Genomic DNA, 22,784 nt, shown 5'->3' on the forward strand with positions numbered 1-22,784 from the left:
CCAGCGCGCCGCACCGACGGGACAGCCGACCCGAGCCGACTCGGGCCGACCTCAGCCGAGCGGGTCGCGGGCGACGGGACAGCTCATGCACCGCGGCCCGCCGCGACCGGAGCCGAGCTCGGAGCCGGCGATCCGGACGACCTCGATGCCGGCGTCCTCCAGGCGGGCGTTGGTCTCGTCGTTGCGCTCGTAGGCCACGGCCACCCGCGGCGCCAGGGCCAGGGTGTTGTTGCCGTCGTCCCACTGCTCGCGCTCGGCGGTCACGGGGTCCAGGCCGGTGTCGATCTGGTGCAGCTCGTCGATGCCCATCGCCTTCGCGGCGGCGATGAGGAACGGCTCGGCGTCGGCCACCTGCAGCAGCAGGGCGCCGTCGTCGGTGCGCCCGTCGGCCGTGACGGCGTACGCCGTCAGCGAGTGCGCGATGTTGGGGTACATCACGACCTTGTCGACGTCGACCATCGTGCAGACGGTGTCGAGGTGCATCGTCGCGCGCTCCTGCGCGATGGGGACGGCGAGCACGGTGTCGGCCAGCGACGCCTCGAACACCTGGCGGGCCAGCCGCTCCACGCCGGCGGGCGTCGTCCGCTCGCCGACGCCGACCGCGATCACGCGCGGCGCCAGGAGCAGCACGTCGCCGCCCTCGACGTGCTCGAACTCGTGGCCGAGGATGCGCGGGGTGTCGGCGAAGCGCGGGTGCAGGCCGTAGATGAGCTCGGTGAGCTGCGACTCGCGCTTGCGCGCCGGCATCGCCAGCGAGGTGATCGCGATCCGGTCGTGCACCCACACCGAGGAGTCGCGCGTGAACAGCAGGTTGGGCAGCGGGTCGACGAGGAAGTCGTCGTGCGCCAGCAGGGACGTGACCAGCCCGAAGCCGCCGCGGACCTCGTCGTTGCGGATGCCGGCGGTGAGGTAGCCGGTCAGGTCCTCGGCGGTCGCGTCGTGCAGCGCCCCCTTGAGGTAGCCGCGCATGGTCTCGCCGAGGTCGAGGCCGGCCAGGGCGGTAGCGATAGCGCTGTCGCGGGCCTCCTGGGTCTCGAGCGTCTCGGTCAGCAGATCGGTGAGGTAGAGCACCTCGACGTCGCGCGCGCGCAGTGCCGCGGCGAACTCGTCGTGCTCGTCCTGCGCCCGGGCGACCCACGGGATCCCGTCGAAGAGCAGCTTGTCGTTGTTGCGGGGCGTCAGGCGCTTCAGCTCGTTGCCCGGCCGGTGCAGCATCACCGTCCGCAGCCGGCCGACCTCGCTGTCGGCGCCGTGGGTCGCAGTCATGGCGGCCAGCCTAGGGGGCGGCCCGGGTCAGCTCAGCAGCTCATAGATGGTGAGCGCGGCGAGCGCGACGCACACGGTCGCGCCCAGGTAGTGCAGGACGTGGATCGAGACGAAGCGCAGCAGGCTGCGCCCGACGATCACCGCGAGGGCGCTCACCGTCAGCAGTGCCCCCAGCGCGCCGACGAAGACGCTGAGCGGCGCCTCGTACTTCGCCACCAGCGAGAGCGTCAGCAGCTGCGAGAGGTCGCCCCACTCGGCCGCGAACAGGACCAGGAACGACGCCAGCACCGCGCGCCAGCCGTGGACGGGCTTGGCCTTCTCGGCGAACTCCTCGCCGTCGGCCTCCTGGTGGCTGCGTCCCTCGCGGAACAGGATGACCGCGCCGACCAGGAAGAGCACGACCGCCGCCGTTCTCACGACGTCCGGCGGGAGCAGGGACGCCGCGTGCCCCAGCAGCACCGCGACCCCGGTCTGCACGGTGAACGCCAGCCCGACCCCGACCCACACCAGGATCGGGCGGTACTTGGTGGCCAGCACCAGGGTCGCCAGGAAGGTCTTGTCGGGCAGCTCGACGAGGAAGATCGCGCCGAAGGTGAGGGCGACGGCGGCGAGGTCCATGCCGGACATTCTCAACCGACCGCCGTACGGCGCTCGGGTGGGGTCGTCTCAGGCGAGCGCCGGCGCGCCGGCTCGGCGTCCCTCGGACAGCGAGGCCTTGGCCTGGCGCAGCAGCTTGGAGAGCTGGCGGGGCAGGTTGCGGCGGTCGGTCTCGGCCAGCCAGTCGTTGGGCAGCGAGAGCCGCAGGACGCGGTGCCAGGCGCTCGCGACCTGCTGCGGCAGCGGCCGGGCGTTGTAGGAGAGCCCGTAGCGCTCGAACAGCTCGCGCACCCGCGGTGCGATCTCGGCGTACCGGTTGCTGGGCAGGTCGGGGAACAGGTGGTGCTCGATCTGGTGCGAGAGGTTGCCCGAGAGCAGGTGCATGAGCGGCGGGCCGGAGATGTTGGCCGAGCCGAGCATCTGGCGCAGGTACCACTCGCCCTTGGTCTCGCGGGTGTCCAGCTCGCGCATCTCGAAGGTCTCCACGCCCTCGGGGAAGTGGCCGCACATGATGATCGAGTGGCTCCACAGGTTGCGCACGAGGTTGGCGGTCGCGTTGGCCGTCAACGTCGCCAGCCAGCCGGGTCCGGCGAGCAGCGGGTGGACGACGTAGTCCTTGGTGACCTGCTTGGACGCCTTGGCCGCGGCCGCCCGGATCCGGGTGCGCAGCTCGGGGGTGATGCCCTTGCCCTGGCGCAGGTGCTCGCCGAACTCGATGTCGTACATCGCGATGCCGTACTCGAAGATGCACGCGTTGACGAAGTTCCACAGCGGCTGCGCCAGGTGGCGGGCCCGCCACTCCTGGTCCTCGTCGACGCGCATGATGCCGTAGCCGAGGTCGTTGTCCTTGCCGAGGATGTTCGTGTAGGTGTGGTGGGTCTCGTTGTGGGCGCGCTTCCACTGCGCGGGCGGCGAGGCGTGGTCCCAGTCCCAGGTCGTCGAGTGGATCTTGGGGTCGCGCATCCAGTCCCACTGCCCGTGCAGGACGTTGTGGCCGATCTCCATGTTGTCGAGGATCTTGGCCAGGCTCAGCATCGTGGTGCCGGCGACCCAGGCCGGGGGGAAGCGCCCGGCCAGCAGGACGACCCGGCTGGCGAGCTCGAGGCGGCGCTGCACCGCGATCACCCGGCGGATGTAGGCCGCATCGCGCGCGCCGCGCGAGTCGAGCACGTCCTGGCGAATCCGGTCCAGCTCCTCGCCGATCTGCACGACGTCGTACGGCGTGAGGTGGCGCACCTGGCTGTGGGCCTGTCGTTCGAGCGCAGTCAAGAGAACTCCTCGCGGTGGGGCGCGACCTGCGGTACCCATTGTCGCCGACCCCGACCCGCCCCACCCGTCGGGGGCACCCGGGGATAGTCCCGGACGTATGTGTCACTTTCAGGCGCCGGAAACGACACAAACGTCAGGGACTATCCCCCACGGGGACGATCAGGAGCGGAACGCGTCCGCCGGGTAGACGCCCAGGATCTTGATCTCGGTGGTGAAGAAGGCGAGCTCCTCGAGGGCGCGGGCCAGGCCCGGGTCGTCGGGGTGGCCGTCGACCTCGGCGAGGAACTGGGTTGCGGCGAAGTGGCCGCCGACCATGTAGCTCTCCAGCTTGGTCATGTTGACGCCGTTGGTGGCGAAGCCGCCGAGGGCCTTGTAGAGCGCGGCGGGCAGGTTGCGGACGTTGAAGATGAAGCTGGTGACGACCGGGCCGTTGCCCGCCGGGGCCTGGACCAGGTCCCGCGACAGTACGACGAACCGTGTGGTGTTGTGCTCCTCGTCCTCGATGTCCTCGGCGAGGACCTCCAGCCCGTAGATCGCGGCCGCCATCGGCGGCGAGATCGCGGCCTGGGTCGGGTCGCCGGCCTCGGCGACCTCCCGGGCGGCACCGGCGGTGTCGCCGGAGATCAGCGGCACCAGTCCGTGCTCGCGGATGATCTTGCGGCACTGGCCGAGCGCGTGGACGTGGCTGTGCACCGTCCGCACCTGGTCCAGCGTGGCCCCCGGCACCCCCATCAGGTGGAACCGGATCCGCAGGAAGTGCTCGGCGACGATGTGCAGCCCCGAGCCCGGCAGGAAGTGGTGGATGTCGGCGACGCGTCCGGCGATGGAGTTGTCGATCGGGATCATCGCCAGATCGGCCTCACCGCCCTCGACGGCGGCGAAGACGTCCTCGAACGACGCGCACGGCAGCGGCTCCCAGTCGGGGTAGTGCTGCGCGCACACCTGGTGGGAGTTGGCGCCGGGCTCGCCCTGGTAGGCGATGCGTCGAGGGGAAGTCACGTCGAGAGTTTAGGGTCGAGGGCGTGGTCTTCCTCGTCGTGCTCAGCCTGGTGGTCGCGCTCGCCTCCCTGGTGGTCTCGGCGCTGCTCCTGCGTCAGCTGCGCCGCAGCCGCGACACCATGGGCGCCGAGGCGCTGCCCGAGGACGTGCAGGGGCTGCGTCAGGAGGTTGCGGCGCTGCGCGCGGAGGCACGCGGATCGCTGCGACACGTGGCGGTCGTGCGCTACGACGCCTTCGGCGACATGGGCGGTCACCTGTCCTGGTCGCTCGCCCTGCTCGACGACAGTGGGGACGGCGTGGTCCTCACCTCGATCCACGGCCGCTCCGACGCCCGCGGGTACGCCAAGAACATCTCGGCCTGGAGCTGCGACCAGCCGCTCTCGCCCGAGGAGGAAGAGGCGATCGGGCACGCTCGCCCCTGAGCCGGCTGCTGCTCAGCTCTCCTGGCGCCGCCACAGGTGCGCACGCTGGGCGGCCTCCGCCGGGCTGAGGCCGGTGAGGTCGCTCACCGGCGTCCGGACCAGGCGCGGGCCGGGGACCTCGGAGGCCTCGATGCCTGCCTGCTGGGCCGCGGCCACGACCCGGCGGCGCAGCTTGCGCCAGTCGGGCTCGCTGGGCGGGATCCCGCCCCTGTCGTCGGCCTTCGTCAGCGCCAGACGGGTCCCGTCGCCGTCGGGCTCGAGGACCGCGACCGTGTTGGGCTCGGCGTACAGCTCGGCGGGCCCGCGCCGCTTCCACCACAGGCCGGTCTTGACGCCGTCGAGCAGCGCCACGGCACGCTCCAGATCCACCGGGAGGTGGACGACGGTCGCCAGGGAGTCGAGGGCCTTCTCGATGACCGGGTCCCCGGTCTGGTCCCAGGTCACCCCGGCCGCTGCGTTCTGGGCGGCGCGCTCGACGTTGCGACGTTGCCACCGCCGCACCCGCGCCCGGAGGTAGAGCAGGGCCACGAAGGCGCCGACGACCAAGAATCCTTGGTACTCCTGCCACCAGCTCATGGCGGAGAGGATAGGAGACACCACAGACCAGAGGAGGTCTGCTTCGCACTTCGAGACCGGTGGCGCCGCCGGGCAACCCCGGGCGCCGTCGGGCGTCCTATCAGCATGACCACCAACGTGACGGCGAGAGGCGGACCCGTGGCCAGACTGCGCTCGGGCGCACACCCCACCTTCGGCGACGCGGAGCTGAGCGAGCTGTACGCCGCCCACCGGCTCTCCCTGGTCCGCCTGGCCATCCTCCTGGTCGACGACCTGGCCTCCGCCGAGGACGTCGTGCAGGACGCCTTCGCCGCCATGGCCGGCCGCCGCGGCCGCCTCGACAACGGCGCGGCCGCGCTGGCCTACCTGCGGACCTCCGTCGTCAACGGCAGCCGCTCGGCGCTGCGCCGCCGGCGTACGGCGCGCGGCTACGTCGCCCCGCACGAGGCACCGCCCGACGGTCCCGAGGGCAAGGCGGTCCTCGCCGAGGAGCACCGCGAGGTCTACGCCGCGCTCGAACGCCTCGCCCCGCGCCAGCGCGAGGTCCTCGTCCTGCGGTACTGGTCCAACCTGTCCGAGGTCGAGATCGCCGAGGCTCTCGGCATCTCCCGCGGCGCCGTCAAGTCCACCGCCAGCCGCGCGCTCGACGCGCTCGAGAGCATCCTCGCCAAGGAGGGTCACCGATGAGCACGATCGAAGACCGACTCACCCGCACCCTCGCGGCCCGCGCCGACCAGGTCGGCCCGGAGGACCTGCGTCCGGCGCAGGTGCCCCAGGCGAGGGTCTCCTGGCTGCGCCACCCGGCGACGTACGCCGTGGCGGCCGCCGCCTGCGCCGCGGCCGTCGCCGCGCCGTTCCTCGTGGACCTCGGCGACGGTGAGCCGGCGCCGAACCCGCCGGCGGTGTCGCCGCAGCCGGACATCGGCGGCGGCTGGGAGGTCGTCGAGGAGGCGGTGCGCGTCGACGTCGACGGCGACGGCACCGCCGACCGGGTGCGCGTGCGCCAGGAGCCGGGCCAGGAGCTGATCGGGCCCCGCCTGCGCGTGGAGGCCGACCTGGCCGACGGCGAGCGCGTCTTCGGGGTCATCCCCAGCGGCGAGGTCGGCTACGGCGTCCCCGAGGGCGTCCAGCTCGACGACGACCCCGGGCGCGAGCTGATCCTCTACCGCGACGAGCTGCCCTTCGCCGTGCTCGACCTGGTCGACGGTCGGCTCGCGGAGCCGAGCCGGCCCGAGCAGCCGCCGCTGCTCAACGGGATCGTCCCCGCGGACGACGGCCGGGGCCGCGAGTCGGCCCTCTGGGTGGAGGGCGAGACGCTCCTGACCTACCTCACCGTCGACACCTTCTCCGGCGGCGAGCCGCTCAGCCTGCCCCCGGAGTACGCCGTCGACGTCACCCGGTGGTCGCTCGACGACGGCACGCTGGTGCCGACGAGCCTGGGCGAGCAGTGCCTCGACGCGGTGGACGGCCCGACGACGCCCGAGGGCATGTCGATCCCCGCGCCGTGCGCGGACGGCGGGGCAACCCCGGCCCTGTTCCCGGCGGCGGAGGACACGATCGGCCCGGGGGAGTCCTTCGAGGTCCCGCTCGGCTCGGCCACCTTCACCGTCGCCCTCGAGGGGGCCGACGACAGCACCTCGCTCGTCGTCGACATCCCGGGCAGCGGCGAGCAGCGCCTCCCCCTGCCGGGCAGCGGGACGCCGACGGTCTTCACGACGCCGGTGCGGATGTCGGATGTGGAGCTGAGCGTGCTGGTCGCCCAGGAGAGCGGCGACAGCACCGCCATGACGCTGGTGACGGTGCGCGACGGCCGGCTCGTCGTGGCCCTGACCTCGGGCCCGGTCCCGTTCGGCGGCGGCTTCCAGGAGCCGGACGCGCGTAGCTTCCAGACCTGGATCGGTCCCGACGGCCGGCTGTTCACCCGGCTGCAGCAGGCCGGGTCCGACGAGTACGACGTCTGGTCCTGGTCTCTGGGCGGCAGCGTGTCGGTCGACGGTCCGCCGACCCTCCAGCCGGCAGCGGAGGGCTGCTTCGTCCTCGACGACCAGACCCCGCCCGGCGAGACCCCCACCTGCGCCGGCTAACGCGAAATCCGCTGACCCGTCAGAAACTTTCAGACGGGTCAGCGGTGGAACCGCGAAGTTAGTGACGGGTCAGCGGGGGACGCGGACGAGCAGCCGGCCGTGGATGCACTCCATGTGGAGCTCGCGGCCGGGGCCGACGGAGTCGCCGTCGAGCTGGCGGGGGGCGTCGATGCTGGCGGTGATGGAGACCCGCTGGCCGGTCATGCGGTTGATGGTGTCGTCGGTGCGGGCGCCACGCGACATCACCCGGACGGCCAGGGGGATCCAGGAGAAGAAGTTGCGCGGGTGCAGGATGACGACGTCCAGCACACCGTCGTCGATCGCCGCGTCCGGCAGCAGCGGCATCCCGGCTTGCAGGAACCCGACGTTGCCGACCACGATCGTGCGGGCGCGGTGCGTGGTGGGCTCGCCGCCGTCCACCGAGATGTCGACCCGGATCGCGGGGAACATCAGCGACTTGAGCCCGGAGACGACGTAGGCCACCCAGCCGACGCGCTTCTTGAGGTCCTCGTTGACGCCCTCCATGATCGCCGCGTCGAAGCCCATCCCGGCCATCACCATGAAGTGGCTGTCCTCGAGGTGGTCGCCGGTGACCTTCACCATGTCGATGGCGCGGTCCTGGCCGGTGAGGGCGATGTCGATCGCGGCCCGGATGTAGAGCGGGATGTCGAGGTTGCGGGCCAGCAGGTTGCCGGTGCCGGCCGGCACGATCCCGACCGGGATGCCGGTGCCGGCGAGCTCGGCGCACACCTCGCGCACGGTGCCGTCGCCGCCGCAGACGATCACCAGGCCGGGACCTTCCATGGCGGCGCGCTCGGCCTGGCCGGTGCCGGAGTCCTCGACGGTGGTGAGGTGCCACGTCGGCGTGGACCAGCCGGCCTCGACGGCCATCGCCTCCACGATCGACTGGAACTGGCCGACGTCCTCCACCTTGATCGGGTTGAGGATCACGGCGAGCCGGCGCCGAGGCGGCAGTACGTCGGGGAGAGGGGCGATCTTCTCGGCGTGGCTGCGGGGGATCGGGCTCAGGACGACCAGTCCGAGGAGGACGAGTCCGGCGCCCAGCAGGACCCCGCCGATCACGTCGGTGGGGAAGTGGCGACCCAGCAGCACCCGGTCCAGGCACACCGCGACGACCACCACGGCGACGAGCAGCGAGATCAGCCGGCGCATGTTCGAGCGGCGCAGCAGCATGGTCGCCAGCACCACGACGACGCCGCCGAACGCCGCGACGGAGGAGGCGTGCCCGGAGGGGAACGCATGGTTGCTCAGGAGCCACTCCGCCTCCTGCCACTCGGGCCGGTCCCGGCCGACCGCGAGCTTGATCAGGGTCGTGGCCACCGAGGTCGCGGCCATCACCGCGACCGTGTAGTACGCCGCCCGGCGGTGGCTCTTGACGAACATGACGACCGCGAGCACCGCCGTGTACGCCGTCATGGCGATGGTGCTGAACGCGAGCTCCACCCACCGCAGCACCTGTCGCAGCGTGGTGTCGTCGACGGCCCAGCCCCGCACGGTGTCGCCGCGGTCGTCGAAGTCGGCCACCCACCCCCAGCCCTGGCTCACCGCCACGGCGAGGACCGCCAGCAGGGCGAGGCACACCGCGCTCCAGGTGAGCAGGTAGGCGCGGGTTCGGTCGAGCACGGCGCCCAGTATGGGCGACGGGGCCGCGCCGGCGTCCGGCCAGGGGCAACTCGGATGAGCCGGGTCACCTCTGCCGGATAGCCTGAGCGCATGATCGACCCACGCATTCTCCGAGACGACCCCGACCGCGTACGAGCCGCTCAGGCCAAGCGAGGGCTGTCCGATGACGTGGTCGACCGCGCGCTCGCCGCCGACTCCGCGCGGCGCGAGGCGATCGTGGCCTTCGAGACCAAGCGGGGCGAGCAGAAGCGGCTCGGCAAGCTCATCCCCCAGGCCCAGGGCGAGGAGAAGCAGGCGCTGCTGGCGCAGACCAAGACCCTCTCGGCGCAGGTGAAGCAGGCCGAGGCCGCCCAGGCGGCCGCGGAGGAGGAGTGGCAGCAGGCGCTGCTGTCGATCCCGAACCTCGCCGAGGCCGACGTCCCCGCCGGTGGCGAGGACGACTTCGTCCTGCTGGAGACGGTGGGCACCCCGGCCGAGTTCGACTTCGAGCCCCGCGACCACATCGAGCTCGGCCGCCTGCTCGGCGCCATCGACCTCGAGCGCGGCGCCAAGGTGTCGGGCTCGCGCTTCTACTTCCTCACCGGCGTGGGGGCCGAGCTGGAGTTCGCGCTCATCAACCTCGCCAACGAGACCGCGCGCGAGTTCGGGTTCACCCAGGTCATCGCGCCGTCGATGGTGAAGCCCCGCGCGATGGACGGCACCGGCTTCCTCGGCCAGGCCGCCGACGACGTCTACCGCATCGAGGGGCAGGACATGTACCTCGTGGGCACCTCGGAGGTCCCCATGGCGGCGTACCACTCCGACGAGATCCTCGACGGCAGCTCGCTGCCGCTGCGCTACGCCGCGTTCAGCCCTTGCTTCCGCAAGGAGGCCGGCTCGCACGGCAAGGACACCAAGGGGATCATCCGGGTCCACTGGTTCGACAAGGTGGAGATGTTCGTCTACTCGACCACCGAGGACTCCTACGCCGAGCACCGCCGCCTGCTCGAGATCGAGAAGGCCTTCCTCGACAAGCTCGAGCTGGCCTACCGCGTCATCGACGTCGCCGCCGGCGACCTCGGGCTGTCCGCGCAGCGCAAGTTCGACTGCGAGGCGTGGATCCCGACCCAGGGCAAGTACCGCGAGCTCACCTCGACCTCCAACTGCACGGAGTTCCAGACGCGCCGCCTGGACACCCGCGGCCGTTTCCCTTCCACAGGCTCGGGACCCGGCGAGGAGATCAAGGCGATCTCGACGCTCAACGGCACCCTGTGCGCCATCACCCGCGCGATCGTCGCCATCCTGGAGACCCACCAGCAGGCGGACGGCTCGGTGCGGGTGCCCCAGGCGCTGCAGGCCTGGCTCGGCGGGCGCGAGGTCCTCGAGCCGGTCACCACGTGAGTACGCAGGAGGGCTGGCAGCCCAAGATCGTCGCGCTGGACATCGACGGCACGCTGCTCAAGTGGGTCGACGGCGCCGGCATGACCCACGAGCAGATCGAGCCGGCGGTCTACGACGCCGTGCACCGCGTGCTCGACGCGGGCGCCCACGTGGTGCTCGCCAGCGGCCGCTCGCCGCACGGCATGACGCCGATCGCGGACCTACTCGACCTGCGGGGGCAGGACGGGCAGCGGGTGTGGGTCGTGGCCAGCAACGGCGCGGTGATCTTCCGCTACCCGCCCATGGACGTCGTCCGCGAGGAGACCTTCGACGCCGGTCCCGCGGTCCGAGCCGTCCTGGAGCGGCAGCCCAACGCCATCGTGGCGGTCGAGGAGCGCGGCATCGGCTACCGCGTGAGCACGCCGTTCCCCGACGGTGAGCTCTCCGGCGACATGATCGTGACGCCGATCGAGGACCTGGTGGCCGGGCCGGTGAGCCGGGTGATCATCCGCGACCCCGAGTCCAGCGCCGACGAGTTCGTCGCCCTGGCCGCGGACCTGGGCCTGCACGGCACCAACTACGTGGTCGGCTGGACCGCCTGGCTCGACCTGTCCCCGGTCGGGGTCTCCAAGGCCTCCGGGCTGGAGTACGTCGCCCGCGAGCTGGGCCTGACCCGCGCCGACGTGCTCGCCATCGGCGACGGCCGCAACGACATCGAGATGCTGCAGTGGGCCGGGCGCGGGGTCGCCATGGGTCAGTCCGTGCAGGAGGTCATCGACGTCGCCGACGCCGTGACCGGCTCGGTCTACGAGGACGGCGCCGCCACCGAGCTCGACCGGTACTTCGCGTGAGCGAGCCGCCGTCGCTGCCGGTGCTGATCAGCTCGGCGCGGCTGCGTCTGGTCCTCGTCACGCCGGCCGACGCCGCCGACATGCGCGCCGGGCGGCACCAGGACCGCTGGCACCCCGACTACCCCCGCCGTGACGACCTCGACGCGGCGGCGATGGTGCGCGAGGGCGACACCTGGGGGCCCCGGCACGTCGTGCTGGGCGTGCAGGCGGTGGGGAGCATCGGCTGCTTCGGGCCGCCGGTCGACGGCGAGACCGAGGTCGGCTACGGCCTGGTCGAGGCCGCCCGCGGGGCGGGGGTCGCCACCGAGGCGCTGCGCGCGCTGGTGGCCGAGACCGACCGGGCCGGGGTCCGGCTGCGGGCCGCGGTCGCGCCGCAGAACCGGGCCAGCCTGCGGGTCCTCGCCGCCTGCGGCTTCACCGAGCTGCGCGGTGGCGACGAGGACGGCAACCTGGTGATGGCCCGGCCGCTGCCCGCGACCCTCCCATGACCCAGCCCACGACCCAGCCCACAAGCCGGCCGCGGCTGGTCGCCACCGACCTCGACGGCACGCTGGTGCGCTCCGACGGCACCGTGTCGCCGCGCACGGCCGAGGTGCTGGCCGCGCTGGACGCGAGCGGCGTACCGGTCGTGTTCGTGACGGCCCGGCCGCTGCGCTGGATGGAGCAGATCTGGCCGATGGTGGGGGCTCACGGGATCGCGGTGGTCTCCAACGGCGCGGTGCTGTACGACGTGACCCACCGCGAGGTGCGCGAGGTACGCGGGCTGGGCGCGCGCGAGGGGCTGGCCGTCGTGCAGGCGATCGCGGCGGCGGTGCCGTCGGCGACGTTCGCGATCGAGTGCGTCGACGGGCTGCGGGTGGACGAGCGGTTCGTGGACGTCGACGGAGCGGGGGAGGAGACCGCGCGCGGACCCCTCGCGGAGCTCTGGACAGCCCCGGCCGTGAAGCTGCTGGTGCGCGAGCTCGACGCCGATCCGGCCGAGCTGCGTCGCCTCGTGGGCGACGCCGTCGGCGAGGCCGCCGTGCCGACCTGGTCGGTCGACCACCTGATCGAGATCAGCGCCCCCGGCGTCACCAAGGCCGCCACCCTGGCCCGGGTGGCCGCCGAGCTGGGGGTGGCGGCGCGCGACGTGGTCGCGTTCGGGGACATGCCCAACGACCTGCCGATGCTCGCCTGGGCCGGCACGCCGTACGCCGTCGCCAACGCCCACCCCGACGTGCTGCGCGCGGCCGGCCGGGTGGCGCCGAGCAACGACGAGGACGGCGTGGCCCGGATCCTGGAAGGGATCTACGGGCTGTGAGGGCACCGACCTCGACTGGTGCCCGTCACCATCGATCTGTTGAGATGGGCACCGTGTCCGCCCTCGTACGCCGCCTGCTGACCGCCGCCCTTCTCGTCGGCGCGTTCGTGACCGTCGGCGCCGCCCCGGCCCAGGCCGCCTGCGCGTGCTCGGGCCCCCAGTCGACGCTCCTGCAGCGGATCAAGGCAGCCGACGCGGTCTTCACCGGCACCGTCACGGCGGTGTCCCGCCCCGACGGCACCGCCCCGATGGCGAGCCCCAGCGGCGGGCTCGGCGCCACGGAGCAGGCGATCGAGCACGAGGTCACGGCCGAGACCGTCTACAGGGGCCGCGTCGACACCCCCGAGCAGACGGTCACCACCACGCCCCGCAACCGGGCCACCTGCGGCCTGGGCCAGCTGGCCACGGACCGGCGCTACGTCTTCATGGTCCAGGCCGGCGGCGCGGCCGCCGAGCCCGTGTGGACCGACAACGGGTGCTCCGGCACCCGCGTGGCGACCGCGGCCCTGGTGACCCAGGTGGAGGACGTGCTGGGCAAGGGCGAGCCGGCCACGCCGCCGCCCCCGCCTCCTGCGGCCGTGCTCACCGACGTCGACACCTCCGAGCCGACCCCGCTGAGCCGCGCCGTCGCGCCCGGCCTCGCGCTGGTGCTCGTCGGCCTGCTCGGCCTGGTCCTCGTCGGGCGCCTCGGCTCGCGTCGCGGCTGAGCGACGGCTAGAGGTACATCCCACCGGCGCCGCCAGGGCGCCGGTCCTCGTCGCCCTGACCGGGCGTCTGCGGGGCGTGCGGCTGCTGGCCGCCCATGCCGGGTGGCAGCGCGCGGCGCATCTCCTCGAACTGGGCCCGCGCGGCGAGCTGCTGGGCGTACATCGCCGTCTGGATGCCGTGGAAGAGGCCCTCCAGCCAGCCGACCAGCTGGGCCTGGGCGATGCGCAGCTCGCTCTCGGAGGGCGTGGCCTCGTCGGTGAACGGCAGCGCCAGCCGCTCGAGCTCCTCGACGAGCTCCGGGGCCAGCCCCGCCTCCAGCTCCTTGATCGAGGACTGGTGAATGTCCTTGAGGCGGCTGCGGCTCGCCTCGTCGAGCGGCGCGGACTTCACCTCCTCCAGCAGCTGGCGGATCATGCCGCCGATGCGCAGGACCTTGGCCGGCTGCTCCACGAGATCGGTGAGGGCGCGCTCCTGGCGCTGGCCCTCCTCCTGCTCCCCTTGGTCGCCGCCCTGGGTCAGGGCGGAGGCGGGAACGGTCCCCACCGGCCTCCCATCGGGGCCCACGATGACGACCTGCTGCTCCTGCTCGGGCTCGCTCATGCCCCACAGCCTAGGTCGCGGGTGGGAGAGGTGCGTCACACGGTGAGGACGATCTTCCCGGTGTGCTCTCCGGACTCCATGAGCGCGTGTGCGGCGGCGGCCTCCTCGAGGGGCATCGTGCCGTGGACGACCGGGCGGACCAGGCCCTCGGCCACCAGCGGCCAGACGTGCTCGACCAGCGCCGCACAGATGGCGGCCTTCTCGCCCACCGGCCGGGCGCGCAGCGAGGTGGCGATGACCGCGCCGCGCTTGCGCAGCAGGGCGTTGATGTCGAGCTCGCCCTTGCTGCCGCCCTGCATGCCGATGATCACCAGCCGGCCCTCGGTGGCCAGCGCCGTGACGTTGCGGCCGAGGTACTTGGCGCCCATGTTGTCGAGGATGACGTCCACGCCGGCCCCGTCGGTGGACGACTTCACGACCTCGACGAAGTCCTGCTCGCGGTAGTTGATCGTCACATCCGCGCCGAGGGCCGCGCAGGCGGCGAGCTTGTCCGGCGTACCGGCGGTGGTGAGCACGCGGGCGCCGAGCTGGTGGGCCAGCTGGATCGCAAAGGTCCCGATGCCGCCGGCACCGCCGTGCACCAGGAAGCTCTCGCTCGGCTTCAGGCCGGCCACCATGAAGACGTTGGACCACACGGTCGCCGCGACCTCGGGGATCGCCGCGGCGGTGACCAGGTCGACGCCGTCGGGGACCGGCATGACCTGGCCGGCGGGTACGACGACGCGCGAGGCGTAGCCGCCGCCCGCCAGCAGGGCGCAGACCTCGTCTCCGACGGTCCAGCCCTCCACGCCCTCGCCGAGCGCGACGACGGTGCCGCTGCACTCCAGGCCGATGACGTCGGAGGCTCCCGGGGGCGGCGGGTAGTGGCCCTGGCGCTGCAGCAGGTCGGCGCGGTTGATCGCGGTGGCGGCGACCGCGATGGCCACCTCGCCGGGACCGGGCTCGACGTCGGGCACCTCGGATACGGACAGGACCTCGGGGCCGCCTGCGTCGGCGGCGATCACGGCTCGCATGGCGTCAGTCTGTCAGGACCGTCGGCCGGTCCCGGCTAGGCCTCGAACCGCTCGCCCGAGTGGTCCACGCCGGTGTCGTCGGGCACCGGCTGGTCCACGTCGAGCGGGTCCACGAAACCGGCCGGCCGGTCCCATCCCTCGGCCAGCGACTGGGCCAGCGCGGCCAGCCGCTCGACCGCCTCCGGGCCGGCGGACTGCGTGCCGGCGGCGTAGCCCAGCAGGTACGTCGTCACGGGGCCGGCCACGCGCTCGACGTTCTCGATCGCGAGGTCGCTCAGGTCGTTGAGCAGTCCCTCGTCGACCTCGGTCTCGATGTCGAGCGCGTCGCACAGCTCGTCGATCCAGTCGTGAAGGTTCACCATCCCAGAGTGTCCAGACTGGGGCGGCGCCGCAACCCCTGTGCGGTTCACGCGAAGTCGCGCAGGTCCGCCCAGGTGTCGATGTCGCGGTGCTCCTCGCCCACGGCCGGCACGGCCGCGAGGTGCAGCCGGGAGAGCAGCCGGTGCAGCGCCAGGTCGTGCTGCTCCTCCTGCCCGGGTCGCACCGCGTCGAGCCGCTCGGTGGCGAGCGCGAGCGCCAGCTGGCGGCGCCCGTCGGGGCCGACCAGGGCCGCGCCCTCGGCCGTGGGGGCCGCCTCGAGGAGGCGGCGCACGGTGTGCGCGTCCACCCGCGGCATGTCGACCGCCAGCACCACGAGGTACGGCGTGCGGTGCAGCAGGGCGTCGCGCCCGGTGAGCAGGGCGGCGACCGGACCGCCGTACCGCGGGGACTCGTAGGTGAAGGTCACGGGCCGCTCGGTGGGCACCGGCTCGCCGACCGCGACCACCTCGGAGGCGTCGACCACGGCGTCGATCGCGCGCGCGAGCAGGGTCCGCCCGCCGATCTCGACCGACGCCTTGTCCACGCCTCCCAGCCGGGCGGCGCGGCCGCCGGCCAGGATCACCGCGGCGAAGGGGGCCGGCCCGGGGTCCACGTCCACCCTGGGAGTGTGCCACCGGCCGGGCGGCCGCGTGGCAGTCTGTGGCGGTGACCCCGACCACCGCCGACGAGCTGCGCGTCGCGCTCGTGCAGGAGGCCTCCGTCCTCGACCCCGCCGCCAACCGCGCCCGGCTGGAGGAGCTGGTGCCCCCGGGTGCGGACCTGGTGGTCCTGCCCGAGGCCTTCGCCCGCGACTTCGGTGAGGCCGGCTCCGACGTCGCGCCGTTCGCGGAGCCGGTGGACGGCCCGTTCGGCCGGGAGCTGGCCCGGGTCGCAGCGTTGCGGGGGACCACCGTGGTCGCGGGGATGTTCGAGGCGAGCGACGACCCGGCGCGGCCGTGGAACACGCTGCTGGTCCGCGGGGCCGCCGTGGCGGCGTACCGCAAGGTGCATCTGTACGACTCCTTCGGCTACCGCGAGTCCGACCGGCTGCGGGCCGGTCCGCTCGAGCCGGTCGTGGTGGAGGTCGGTGGCTTCGTGGTGGGGCTGCTGACCTGCTACGACCTGCGGTTCCCGGAGCTCGCGCGGGCGCTGGTGGACCGCGGGGCCGAGGTGCTCGTGGTCCCGGCCGCGTGGGTGGCCGGGCCCCGCAAGGTCGACCACTGGCGCACGCTCGTGCGCGCCCGGGCCATCGAGAACACCGTCTTCGTGGCCGCCGCCGGCCAGCCCGGGCCGCGCTACAGCGGCCACTCGCTCGTCGTCGACCCGCTCGGCGACGTGCTGGCCGAGGCGCAGGACGGCCCGGCCGTGCTGAGCGCGACGCTGCGCCGCGAGGTGCTCGACCAGGCCCGCCGTACCAACCCGTCGCTGGCCAACCGCCGTCTGTAGCCTGTTCCCCCGTGTCCAGATCCGCCACCCGTCGTCGCGAGCCCGACCCGCGCACCGGTTGGCGAGGCCGGATCGTCGGTATCGGCGAGAGCCGGCTCCCGGTCGTCGCGTTCCTGGCCCTGGTGGCCCTCGGGCTCGCCGCGCTCGTGGCGGGGGTGCTGAGCCTCGGGCCGGAGTGGCTGCCCGGCGTGGGCGCCGTCGTCGTGGCCAGCACCTACTCCTGGGCGCTCGCCGCGCGCACCGGCGGCCGACCGGTGGTCTACGGCACGCTCGCGGTCGCGATCGGCGTCGTCGTGCTGGTCAGCGACGAGGACTACCTGCGCACAGGTGCCGCCGTCATGACCTGCGTGATCTCCTCCGTGCTGGGGGTCATGGCCACGGTCCCCGCGGTGACGTTCCTCCAGGCGGCGCGCGAGTGCGTCATCGCCATCCTCATCGCTTGCATCGGCGCGCTGGCGACCGTGGCCTTCGAGCCGCGGATCTCGGTGGTGGAGTTCGAGTATGCGACGTTCGGGCTGGCCCTGCTCGCGGCGTTCGCGGTGGTCTACCGCCTCGGTGCCGGTCTGCACGGGCTCGGGCGCCGCGGCGCGGCGATCGTGCTCGTCGGGATGGTGGTGCTCGCCGTCACGCTGCTCTACGCCGAGCTCCTGCGCCGCTACGGCACGCCCGGTCTGGTGGAGTCGCTGCTGGACGTCGTGCGCTGGAGCCGCGAGCACCTCGGCGCGTTCCCGCGCCCGATCGAGACCGTGCTCGGCATCCCGGCGCTCGCCTGGGGCTGCCACATGCGCGCGCGTCGCCGCCAGGGCTGGTGGGTCTGCGCCTTCGGCGTCGCCGCCACCTCCGCGGTCGCCAACTCGCTGGCCAACCCGGCGATCACCCTGCGCGAGAGCGGCCTGTCGGTGCTCTACGGCCTGGTCGTCGGCCTGGCCCTGGGCTATCTGGTGATCCGCGTCGACCTGCAGGTCACCGGCTCCGGCGGACGCCGCAGCCGCCGGGCCGAGGAGGCGGCGGCCATCCGCCCCGAGCCGGCGCGCACCAGCGCGCTGCTCTGAGCCGGCCCGTGATCGCCGTCCGCGCTTGGGGCGTACCTGCCGGTAACGGCTAGCGTGCCGACATGGCCCGTGAACAGGTGACCGAGATCCTCGCCGAGATGGTGGCCAACGTGCTGTCGCTGTCCGTCGAACCCGGCGACTCCGTCGCCCCCGGTGACACCGTGGTGCTGCTGGAGTCGATGAAGATGGAGATCCCGGTGCTGGTCGACATCGCCGGCACCGTGCGCGCCGTCAAGGTCGCCCCCGGCGACGTCGTCCAGGAGGGCGACATCCTGGTCGAGCTCACCCCCGCCACCTGACCCGCCACCGCCGGACTGCGCGGGCGTGTCGCGCACTTGTCAGGGGTTGCAACACCTGACAAGTGCAGGGATACCCGGTCAGCCGGGTATCCATCCACCCGCAGGCTGCTCAGCAGAGGGGGCGGGATTCGAACCCGCGGTAGGTCTCCCTACGACCGCTTTCAAGGCGGTTCCGATCGGCCACTCCGGCACCCCTCCGTGCACGCCGAGGCGTACGGCGGGCCAGTCTAGGCCGCCGGGGGCCCGGCCTACTCCGAGCCGCCCAGCTCGAGCTCGACATCGTCGTAGGCGATGTCGTTGACCCGCTGCACATGACGGGCGATGTCGACCAGCAGCCGCTTGGCCTCCAGCCGCACCGCCTCGACGTCCGAGCTGTCCAGGACCCGCGGCCCGAGCACACCGAGCCGGGCCAGCAGGGTGTTGCGCTCGCGGAACGCGGTGCCGCCCCGGGCCGCCAGCCAGCCGTCGTCGGGAGAGCTCGTCTCCCCGACGAGGGCATCGCGCACGACGGCCAGGCGCTGGCGCACGACCCAGCGCCAGTTGCCGAGCGCGGCACCGTCGCGCCGGGGGGCGTCGAGGGCGGCGTCGAGGGCGCGCAGCGCGCTCGCCATGCCAGGGGTGACGATGGCCACGGATGCCTCCCGGTGTCCGGCCCGCGCCGGAGCTCGAGCAGGGGACTTCGAGCATGACTGCCGGACCCGGCCCCGGCAAGACCGGGTGCGCCCCCAAATGCGGTGTCTTGTTCAATCATCTCCATGTCCTCTCCCGAGACGACCGACTATCGGCTGGCCCGCTCGTTCGCCGCCCGGTTCGTGGGCGCCTACCTGCTCCTGCTCGCGATCGTCATGTTCGCGGCCACGGCGGCCGTCGCCGTCACCCAGTTCCTGCCGCCCGACGCTCTCGTGGTGCTCCTCGTGCTGGGCCTGGTCGGCCTCGCCGTCCTCGGGGCCCGCCTGCGCTCGGCGTACGTCGTGAGCTTCGACGCCGAGGGCTACCGGGTCCGCATGGTCCGCGGGGCGGGTGTGAAGCAGGCCGCCTGGACCGAGGTCGCCGAGGCCGGGACCGCCTCGCCGCGCGGCGTGCCGTGCGTGGTCATCCGGCTGCGAGACGGCCGCTCCACCACCATCCCCGTGCAGGCGCTCGAGACCGACCGCGAGCAGTTCGTCCGCGACCTGGCCCGTCGCCTCGAGCGCGGCGAGGGCCTGCGCCCGCTCTGAGCCGGCTCCGGGCCGCCTCCGTCAGAAGCCGAGCGGCGGGGTGATTCGTCCTCGCCCCTTGGCTCCTTGTAGCCTGTGCTCGCTGTTCCAGGTCCGCCTGGGACGCGGAGGAGGCGTCGCCTAGTCCGGTCTATGGCGCCCGCCTGCTAAGCGGGTTTGGGGCTACAACCCCATCGAGGGTTCAAATCCCTCCGCCTCCGCCAGTTCGGGTCACCTTTCGTCGTACGACGGAGGGTCTCCCGGCGTTGCGTCAGCACCGCAGCCCCGCGCCCCGCCCGCAGCCTCGCCGAGCGGCCCAGTTGCAGCCTTCTGCAATGCAGATATATGAAGCAAGGTTCGACTGACGCGCGCGCGCGCGACGCCCCAGACTCATGGCAGGGCCATTCCGTGGGCCCCTCGAACCGAAGGTGACCCTCATGAAGACTACTCGCAAGCTCGGCATCCTGATCGCCGCTTCCGCCCTGTCCGTCGGGCTGCTCGGCGTCTCCGCGCCGGCTCAGGCCAAGGACAGCAGCTGGGGCTGCGGAGGCTACTGCCGCACCGTGCGCTGACCTGCGCGACACCCTCGAAGCTTGAGACCCGGGCCCAACCTCCCCCCCACTTGTTGGGCCCCAGTGCCACCCCCAGGCCGGTCTCATCGAGGTGAGGGCGGTGACTCGATCCAGACTCGAGTCACCGCCCTCGCTGCATTTGACCACAATCCCTGCTGTCCGGACGGCACTTCACCGCAGATCAGGCGGTGCTCTCGCTGCCGGAGACCCCCCGCTGGCCCATCGTGTAACCCAGCTGGAAGCGCGTCTCCGCCTCGTACTCCCCCTTGAGGTCGGCCACGTACCCGGCGTAGGTCCGGGGGCTCACGCCCAGCCTCTTGGCGCTCACGGGGTCCGAGTGACCCTCGATCAGCATCCTGATCGTCATCGCCCGCTGCTCCTCGGCGATGTCCCTCATCATCGAGGTGTCACGGTTGGTGAAGGGCCGGGCGCGCTCCCAGGCACGCTCGAACACGTCCACCAGGTACGCCACCACCGACGGCTCGCGGATCGCGATCGCCGTGCGCAGGTCGTCGTGGCCCGGGATGACCGCGATCCGCCGGTCGAAGACCAGCATCCGGTTGAAGAACTCGTCGAGGGTGCGGACCTCGGCCCCGCGGGCAGTGACGGCGGAGACGTACTTGTGGGTGATCGAGCTGCGCCGCGCGCTGTGCTGGTACAGCGTGCGCATCCTGGTGCCGCGCTCGAGCATCTGCGTGTCGCGCAGGGCTGCGGCGGCCAGCGACTGCGCGTCCCGACCGGTCTGCGGCTGGGCGGTGAGCATCTCCTCCTCGCACTCGGCCACGAGGCCGGTGAGGAAGGGGCCGATGGCCTCGTCGTGGATGTGGGTGAAGGGGCCGCGGGCCGACGACATCGGGGATCGACGCCAGGTCTGGGCGAGTCCCCCGAAGGCCTTCGCCCAGTGCGAGGACTCCTCGAGGAGCTTGGATCCCTCCTGGCTCAGCGGCGAGACGACGCGCGACTGGACGCTGCTGGGGTCCTCCGGGACCCAGGTGCCGGACGCCTTGTCGAGCTGGACGAGCCCGAGCTCGACGAGCAGGTCGAAGGCGTGGCGCTCGGCGGAGCCCTCCGCGATGCGCGGATCGTCCGCGGGCATGCCGCCCTGCGCGACGATCGCCTTGAACAGCTCCGCGGATGCGGTCTCGAAGACCGCGCGCTCGTCGGGACCGTAGCCAGCCACGTGCTCCCCCTTCGGCTTTGGAACCCCGAGGCACAGCATGCTCCCACAACCAGCAGGAGCCCCGTCCCTGGAAAGGGGCGGGGCTCCCCCCGATCACGCGAGGTACGGCGGTCTCAGACGCCCAGGCGAGCCTTGAGACCGTCCAGCTCGGTCCACAGCACGGTGGGCAGGTCGTCGCCGAACTTCGCGAACCACTCCTCGATCTGCGGGATCTCGGCCTTCCACTCCTCGGGGTCGACCTCGAGGGCCTGCTCGAGGGCGGCGTCGCTCAGGTCCAGCCCGTCGACGTCGAGCGAGCCCGGGGCCGGCACGTGGCCGATCGGGGTCTCGACCGCCGCGGCCTGGCCGTCGATGCGCTCGACGATCCACTTGAGCACGCGGCTGTTCTCGCCGAACCCGGGCCACAGGAAGCCGCCCGTTTCGTCGCGGCGGAACCAGTTGACGTAGAAGATCCGCGGCAGCTTCGCGGCGTCGTTGTCCTTGCCGACGTTGATCCAGTGGCCGAAGTAGTCGCCGGCGTTGTAGCCGATGAACGGCAGCATCGCCATCGGGTCGCGGCGTACGACGCCGACCTGGCCCACCGCGGCCGCGGTGGTCTCCGACGACAGCGTCGCGCCGAGGAAGGTGCCGTGGGTCCAGTCGCGGGCCTCGAAGACCAGGGGGATGGTGGTCTTGCGACGACCGCCGAAGAGGATCGCGTCGATCGGGACGCCGCGCGGGTCGTCGTACTCGGGCGCGAGGATGTCGCACTGCTTGATCGGGGTGCAGTAGCGGCTGTTGGGGTGGCTGGAGAGCTCCTCGCTCTCGGGCGTCCAGGGCTCGCCCTTCCACGACGTCGCCTTGGCGGGCGGGTTCTCCAGGCCCTCCCACCAGATGTCGCCGTCCTCGGTGAGCGCGACGTTGGTGAAGACCGAGTTGCCCTTGTCGATAGTGCGCATGGCGTGCGGGTTGGTGTGCTCGTTGGTGCCCGGGGCCACGCCGAACAGGCCGAACTCCGGGTTGACCGCCCACAGCCGGCCGTCCTCCCCGATCCGCATCCAGGCGATGTCGTCGCCCAGGGTCTCGACCTTCCAGCCCGGCACCGTGGGCTTCAGCATCGCCAGGTTGGTCTTGCCGCAGGCGCTCGGGAAGGCGGCCGCGAGGTACTTGCGCACCCCCGACGGTCCGGTGAGCTTGAGGATCAGCATGTGCTCGGCGAGCCAGCCCTCGTCGCGGGCCATGACCGAGGCGATGCGCAGCGCGTAGCACTTCTTGCCGAGCAGCGCGTTGCCGCCGTACCCGGAGCCGTAGGACCAGATCGCGCGCTCCTCGGGGAACTGCACGATGTACTTGGTGTCGTTGCAGGGCCACCTGACGTCGGCCTCGCCGTCGGCGAGCGGGTGACCCACCGAGTGCACGGCCTGCACGAACGAGGCGTCCAGCTCCTCCATGCGGGCCAGCACGTTCGCGCCCATGCGGGACATGACGCGCATCGAGGCGGTGACGTAGGCGGAGTCGGTGAGCTCGACGCCGAACATCGGCCGCTCGGCCTCGAGGTGGCCCATGACGAAGGGGATGACGTACATCGTCCGGCCCTTCATGCAGCCCTCGTAGAGGCCACGCATGATGCCCTTCATCTCCTCGGGCGCCATCCAGTTGTTGGTGGGCCCGCAGTCCGACTCGTCGACGGAGCAGATGTAGGTCCGGTCCTCGACGCGGGCCACGTCGGTCGGGTCGGAGGCGGCGTGGAAGGAGTTGGGTTTGAGCTCGGGGTTGAGCCGGGTGAACGTGCCGGTCGAGACCAGCGCGTCGGTCAGCTCGGTCCACTCCTCGTCGGAGCCGGTGCACCAGTGGATGCGGTCGGGCTGCGTCATGGCAGCCACCTCGGCGACGAAGTCGAGGATGCCCTGGTGGGTCGTGGGGGTCTGGGTCGGGGCCTGCGTGGCGGTCATGCGTGGTGTCCCTCTCGCGCCTGGAACGTGCTGCTGGGTCGTCCGGCTCCATTGCCCGACGAGATGGGTGGGCCGAGGCTA

General features: G+C 72.5%; 26 protein-coding genes and 2 tRNA genes. 14 read left to right on the top strand and 14 right to left on the bottom strand.

What is annotated here, in order from left to right; translation table 11 throughout:
* Window positions 1-51: 51 nt before the first annotated feature.
* The 4 genes from LQ940_RS00625 to LQ940_RS00640 form a co-directional block, all read right to left on the bottom strand.
* Window positions 52-1,266, bottom strand: a complete 1,215-nt coding sequence (locus LQ940_RS00625) for an arginine deiminase (RefSeq protein WP_231241115.1) — start codon at window positions 1,264-1,266, stop codon at window positions 52-54.
* Window positions 1,267-1,293: 27 nt separating this feature from the next.
* Window positions 1,294-1,884 (bottom strand): TMEM165/GDT1 family protein, encoded by a 591-nt coding sequence (locus LQ940_RS00630; protein WP_231241113.1) that lies wholly within the window; start codon window positions 1,882-1,884, stop codon window positions 1,294-1,296.
* A gap of 48 nt (window positions 1,885-1,932) precedes the next feature.
* Window positions 1,933-3,132 (bottom strand): fatty acid desaturase family protein, encoded by a 1,200-nt coding sequence (locus LQ940_RS00635; RefSeq protein ID WP_231241112.1) that lies wholly within the window; start codon window positions 3,130-3,132, stop codon window positions 1,933-1,935.
* A gap of 159 nt (window positions 3,133-3,291) precedes the next feature.
* Entirely contained in the window at window positions 3,292-4,131 is an 840-nt protein-coding gene (locus LQ940_RS00640) for a prephenate dehydratase (RefSeq protein ID WP_231241111.1), read from the bottom strand.
* A gap of 23 nt (window positions 4,132-4,154) precedes the next feature.
* Between LQ940_RS00640 and LQ940_RS00645 the strand changes: the two genes are divergently transcribed.
* On the top strand, window positions 4,155-4,553 hold the full coding sequence (locus tag LQ940_RS00645; RefSeq protein ID WP_231241110.1) for a DUF4446 family protein: 399 nt from the start codon (window positions 4,155-4,157) through the stop codon (window positions 4,551-4,553).
* Between the two features lie 12 nt (window positions 4,554-4,565).
* Here the strand turns inward: LQ940_RS00645 and LQ940_RS00650 are convergent, their stop codons facing one another.
* Window positions 4,566-5,129 carry a hypothetical protein gene (locus LQ940_RS00650; RefSeq protein WP_231241108.1) on the bottom strand — a complete coding sequence of 188 codons (564 nt, stop codon included), beginning with the start codon at window positions 5,127-5,129 and terminating at the stop codon, window positions 4,566-4,568.
* A gap of 138 nt (window positions 5,130-5,267) precedes the next feature.
* Between LQ940_RS00650 and LQ940_RS00655 the strand changes: the two genes are divergently transcribed.
* A complete protein-coding gene (locus LQ940_RS00655; protein ID WP_231241106.1) occupies window positions 5,268-5,795 on the top strand; it encodes a SigE family RNA polymerase sigma factor in 528 nt (175 codons plus the stop codon).
* Entirely contained in the window at window positions 5,792-7,192 is a 1,401-nt protein-coding gene (locus LQ940_RS00660; protein ID WP_231241105.1) for a hypothetical protein, read from the top strand. The genes LQ940_RS00655 and LQ940_RS00660 overlap by 4 nt, the downstream gene beginning before the upstream one ends.
* 69 nt (window positions 7,193-7,261) lie before the next feature.
* On the opposite strand, the gene LQ940_RS00665 is transcribed toward LQ940_RS00660, so the two are convergent.
* Window positions 7,262-8,836, bottom strand: a complete 1,575-nt coding sequence (locus tag LQ940_RS00665) for a YegS/Rv2252/BmrU family lipid kinase (RefSeq protein ID WP_231241104.1) — start codon at window positions 8,834-8,836, stop codon at window positions 7,262-7,264.
* Between the two features lie 90 nt (window positions 8,837-8,926).
* Between LQ940_RS00665 and serS the strand changes: the two genes are divergently transcribed.
* From serS to LQ940_RS00690, 5 genes are read left to right on the top strand one after another with little or no spacing between them, the layout of a single operon-like run.
* A complete protein-coding gene (serS, locus tag LQ940_RS00670) occupies window positions 8,927-10,216 on the top strand; it encodes a serine--tRNA ligase (RefSeq protein WP_231241102.1) in 1,290 nt (429 codons plus the stop codon).
* A complete protein-coding gene (locus LQ940_RS00675; protein ID WP_231241100.1) occupies window positions 10,213-11,046 on the top strand; it encodes an HAD family hydrolase in 834 nt (277 codons plus the stop codon). Before serS ends, LQ940_RS00675 begins: the two co-directional genes overlap by 4 nt.
* Complete coding sequence (locus LQ940_RS00680; protein ID WP_231241099.1) at window positions 11,043-11,534, top strand: GNAT family N-acetyltransferase; 492 nt, start codon at window positions 11,043-11,045, stop codon at window positions 11,532-11,534. Before LQ940_RS00675 ends, LQ940_RS00680 begins: the two co-directional genes overlap by 4 nt.
* Window positions 11,531-12,346, top strand: a complete 816-nt coding sequence (locus LQ940_RS00685; RefSeq protein ID WP_231241098.1) for an HAD family hydrolase — start codon at window positions 11,531-11,533, stop codon at window positions 12,344-12,346. Before LQ940_RS00680 ends, LQ940_RS00685 begins: the two co-directional genes overlap by 4 nt.
* 53 nt (window positions 12,347-12,399) lie before the next feature.
* Complete coding sequence (locus LQ940_RS00690; protein ID WP_231365059.1) at window positions 12,400-13,053, top strand: hypothetical protein; 654 nt, start codon at window positions 12,400-12,402, stop codon at window positions 13,051-13,053.
* Window positions 13,054-13,060: 7 nt separating this feature from the next.
* Here LQ940_RS00690 and LQ940_RS00695 read toward each other — a convergent pair whose 3' ends face one another.
* From LQ940_RS00695 to mobA, 4 genes are read right to left on the bottom strand one after another with little or no spacing between them, the layout of a single operon-like run.
* Window positions 13,061-13,654: a bacterial proteasome activator family protein gene (locus tag LQ940_RS00695; RefSeq protein ID WP_231241096.1), complete on the bottom strand. Its 594-nt coding sequence runs from the start codon at window positions 13,652-13,654 to the stop codon at window positions 13,061-13,063.
* Window positions 13,655-13,689: 35 nt separating this feature from the next.
* Window positions 13,690-14,667: an NAD(P)H-quinone oxidoreductase gene (locus LQ940_RS00700; RefSeq protein WP_231241095.1), complete on the bottom strand. Its 978-nt coding sequence runs from the start codon at window positions 14,665-14,667 to the stop codon at window positions 13,690-13,692.
* Window positions 14,668-14,702: 35 nt separating this feature from the next.
* Window positions 14,703-15,026: a DUF6457 domain-containing protein gene (locus LQ940_RS00705; protein WP_231365061.1), complete on the bottom strand. Its 324-nt coding sequence runs from the start codon at window positions 15,024-15,026 to the stop codon at window positions 14,703-14,705.
* Between the two features lie 47 nt (window positions 15,027-15,073).
* The gene (gene mobA / locus LQ940_RS00710) at window positions 15,074-15,646 is read right to left on the bottom strand and encodes a molybdenum cofactor guanylyltransferase (RefSeq protein ID WP_231241091.1); all 573 of its coding nucleotides are present in this window, start codon (window positions 15,644-15,646) and stop codon (window positions 15,074-15,076) included.
* A 47-nt stretch (window positions 15,647-15,693) separates the two neighbouring features.
* On the opposite strand from mobA, the gene LQ940_RS00715 reads away from it, so the two are divergent.
* The 3 genes from LQ940_RS00715 to LQ940_RS00725 all read left to right on the top strand — a co-directional run bounded on the left by LQ940_RS00715 (window position 15,694) and on the right by LQ940_RS00725 (window position 17,824).
* A complete protein-coding gene (locus LQ940_RS00715) occupies window positions 15,694-16,473 on the top strand; it encodes a carbon-nitrogen hydrolase family protein (protein ID WP_231241090.1) in 780 nt (259 codons plus the stop codon).
* An 11-nt stretch (window positions 16,474-16,484) separates the two neighbouring features.
* The gene (locus LQ940_RS00720) at window positions 16,485-17,525 is read left to right on the top strand and encodes a hypothetical protein (RefSeq protein ID WP_231241089.1); all 1,041 of its coding nucleotides are present in this window, start codon (window positions 16,485-16,487) and stop codon (window positions 17,523-17,525) included.
* Between the two features lie 62 nt (window positions 17,526-17,587).
* Window positions 17,588-17,824: a biotin/lipoyl-binding carrier protein gene (locus LQ940_RS00725; protein ID WP_231241088.1), complete on the top strand. Its 237-nt coding sequence runs from the start codon at window positions 17,588-17,590 to the stop codon at window positions 17,822-17,824.
* Window positions 17,825-17,937: 113 nt separating this feature from the next.
* Here LQ940_RS00725 and LQ940_RS00730 read toward each other — a convergent pair.
* Window positions 17,938-18,022, bottom strand: a tRNA-Ser gene (locus LQ940_RS00730).
* A gap of 50 nt (window positions 18,023-18,072) precedes the next feature.
* Window positions 18,073-18,456, bottom strand: coding sequence for a hypothetical protein (locus LQ940_RS00735; RefSeq protein WP_231241086.1), 384 nt, complete (start codon window positions 18,454-18,456; stop codon window positions 18,073-18,075).
* Window positions 18,457-18,579: 123 nt separating this feature from the next.
* Here LQ940_RS00735 and LQ940_RS00740 point away from each other — a divergent pair, with 123 nt between their 5' ends.
* The 3 genes from LQ940_RS00740 (at window position 18,580) to LQ940_RS21690 (ending at window position 19,592) form a co-directional block, all read left to right on the top strand.
* On the top strand, window positions 18,580-19,041 hold the full coding sequence (locus LQ940_RS00740; RefSeq protein WP_231241084.1) for a hypothetical protein: 462 nt from the start codon (window positions 18,580-18,582) through the stop codon (window positions 19,039-19,041).
* A 109-nt stretch (window positions 19,042-19,150) separates the two neighbouring features.
* Window positions 19,151-19,244, top strand: a tRNA-Ser gene (locus LQ940_RS00745).
* A 213-nt stretch (window positions 19,245-19,457) separates the two neighbouring features.
* On the top strand, window positions 19,458-19,592 hold the full coding sequence (locus LQ940_RS21690) for a hypothetical protein (RefSeq protein ID WP_269210966.1): 135 nt from the start codon (window positions 19,458-19,460) through the stop codon (window positions 19,590-19,592).
* Between the two features lie 181 nt (window positions 19,593-19,773).
* Here LQ940_RS21690 and LQ940_RS00750 read toward each other — a convergent pair whose 3' ends face one another.
* Window positions 19,774-20,772: a LuxR family transcriptional regulator gene (locus tag LQ940_RS00750; protein ID WP_231241082.1), complete on the bottom strand. Its 999-nt coding sequence runs from the start codon at window positions 20,770-20,772 to the stop codon at window positions 19,774-19,776.
* Window positions 20,773-20,885: 113 nt separating this feature from the next.
* Window positions 20,886-22,703: a phosphoenolpyruvate carboxykinase (GTP) gene (locus LQ940_RS00755; protein WP_231241081.1), complete on the bottom strand. Its 1,818-nt coding sequence runs from the start codon at window positions 22,701-22,703 to the stop codon at window positions 20,886-20,888.
* Window positions 22,704-22,784 lie beyond the last annotated feature (81 nt).

Source organism: Nocardioides sp. cx-173, assembly GCF_021117365.1.
GTDB lineage: Bacteria > Actinomycetota > Actinomycetes > Propionibacteriales > Nocardioidaceae > Nocardioides.

Excerpts from the sequence above, each read along its gene's own strand:
- LQ940_RS00625 (WP_231241115.1), bottom strand. The coding sequence starts at position 1,266 with ATGACTGCGACCCACGGCGCCGACAGCGAGGTCGGCCGGCTGCGGACG.
- LQ940_RS00630 (WP_231241113.1), bottom strand. The coding sequence starts at position 1,884 with ATGGACCTCGCCGCCGTCGCCCTCACCTTCGGCGCGATCTTCCTCGTC.
- LQ940_RS00650 (WP_231241108.1), bottom strand. The coding sequence starts at position 5,129 with ATGAGCTGGTGGCAGGAGTACCAAGGATTCTTGGTCGTCGGCGCCTTC.
- LQ940_RS00660 (WP_231241105.1), top strand. The coding sequence starts at position 5,792 with ATGAGCACGATCGAAGACCGACTCACCCGCACCCTCGCGGCCCGCGCC.
- serS (WP_231241102.1), top strand. The coding sequence starts at position 8,927 with ATGATCGACCCACGCATTCTCCGAGACGACCCCGACCGCGTACGAGCC.
- LQ940_RS00685 (WP_231241098.1), top strand. The coding sequence starts at position 11,531 with ATGACCCAGCCCACGACCCAGCCCACAAGCCGGCCGCGGCTGGTCGCC.
- LQ940_RS00695 (WP_231241096.1), bottom strand. The coding sequence starts at position 13,654 with ATGAGCGAGCCCGAGCAGGAGCAGCAGGTCGTCATCGTGGGCCCCGAT.
- LQ940_RS00700 (WP_231241095.1), bottom strand. The coding sequence starts at position 14,667 with ATGCGAGCCGTGATCGCCGCCGACGCAGGCGGCCCCGAGGTCCTGTCC.
- LQ940_RS00725 (WP_231241088.1), top strand. The coding sequence starts at position 17,588 with ATGGCCCGTGAACAGGTGACCGAGATCCTCGCCGAGATGGTGGCCAAC.
- LQ940_RS00740 (WP_231241084.1), top strand. The coding sequence starts at position 18,580 with ATGTCCTCTCCCGAGACGACCGACTATCGGCTGGCCCGCTCGTTCGCC.
- LQ940_RS21690 (WP_269210966.1), top strand. The coding sequence starts at position 19,458 with ATGAAGACTACTCGCAAGCTCGGCATCCTGATCGCCGCTTCCGCCCTG.
- LQ940_RS00755 (WP_231241081.1), bottom strand. The coding sequence starts at position 22,703 with ATGACCGCCACGCAGGCCCCGACCCAGACCCCCACGACCCACCAGGGC.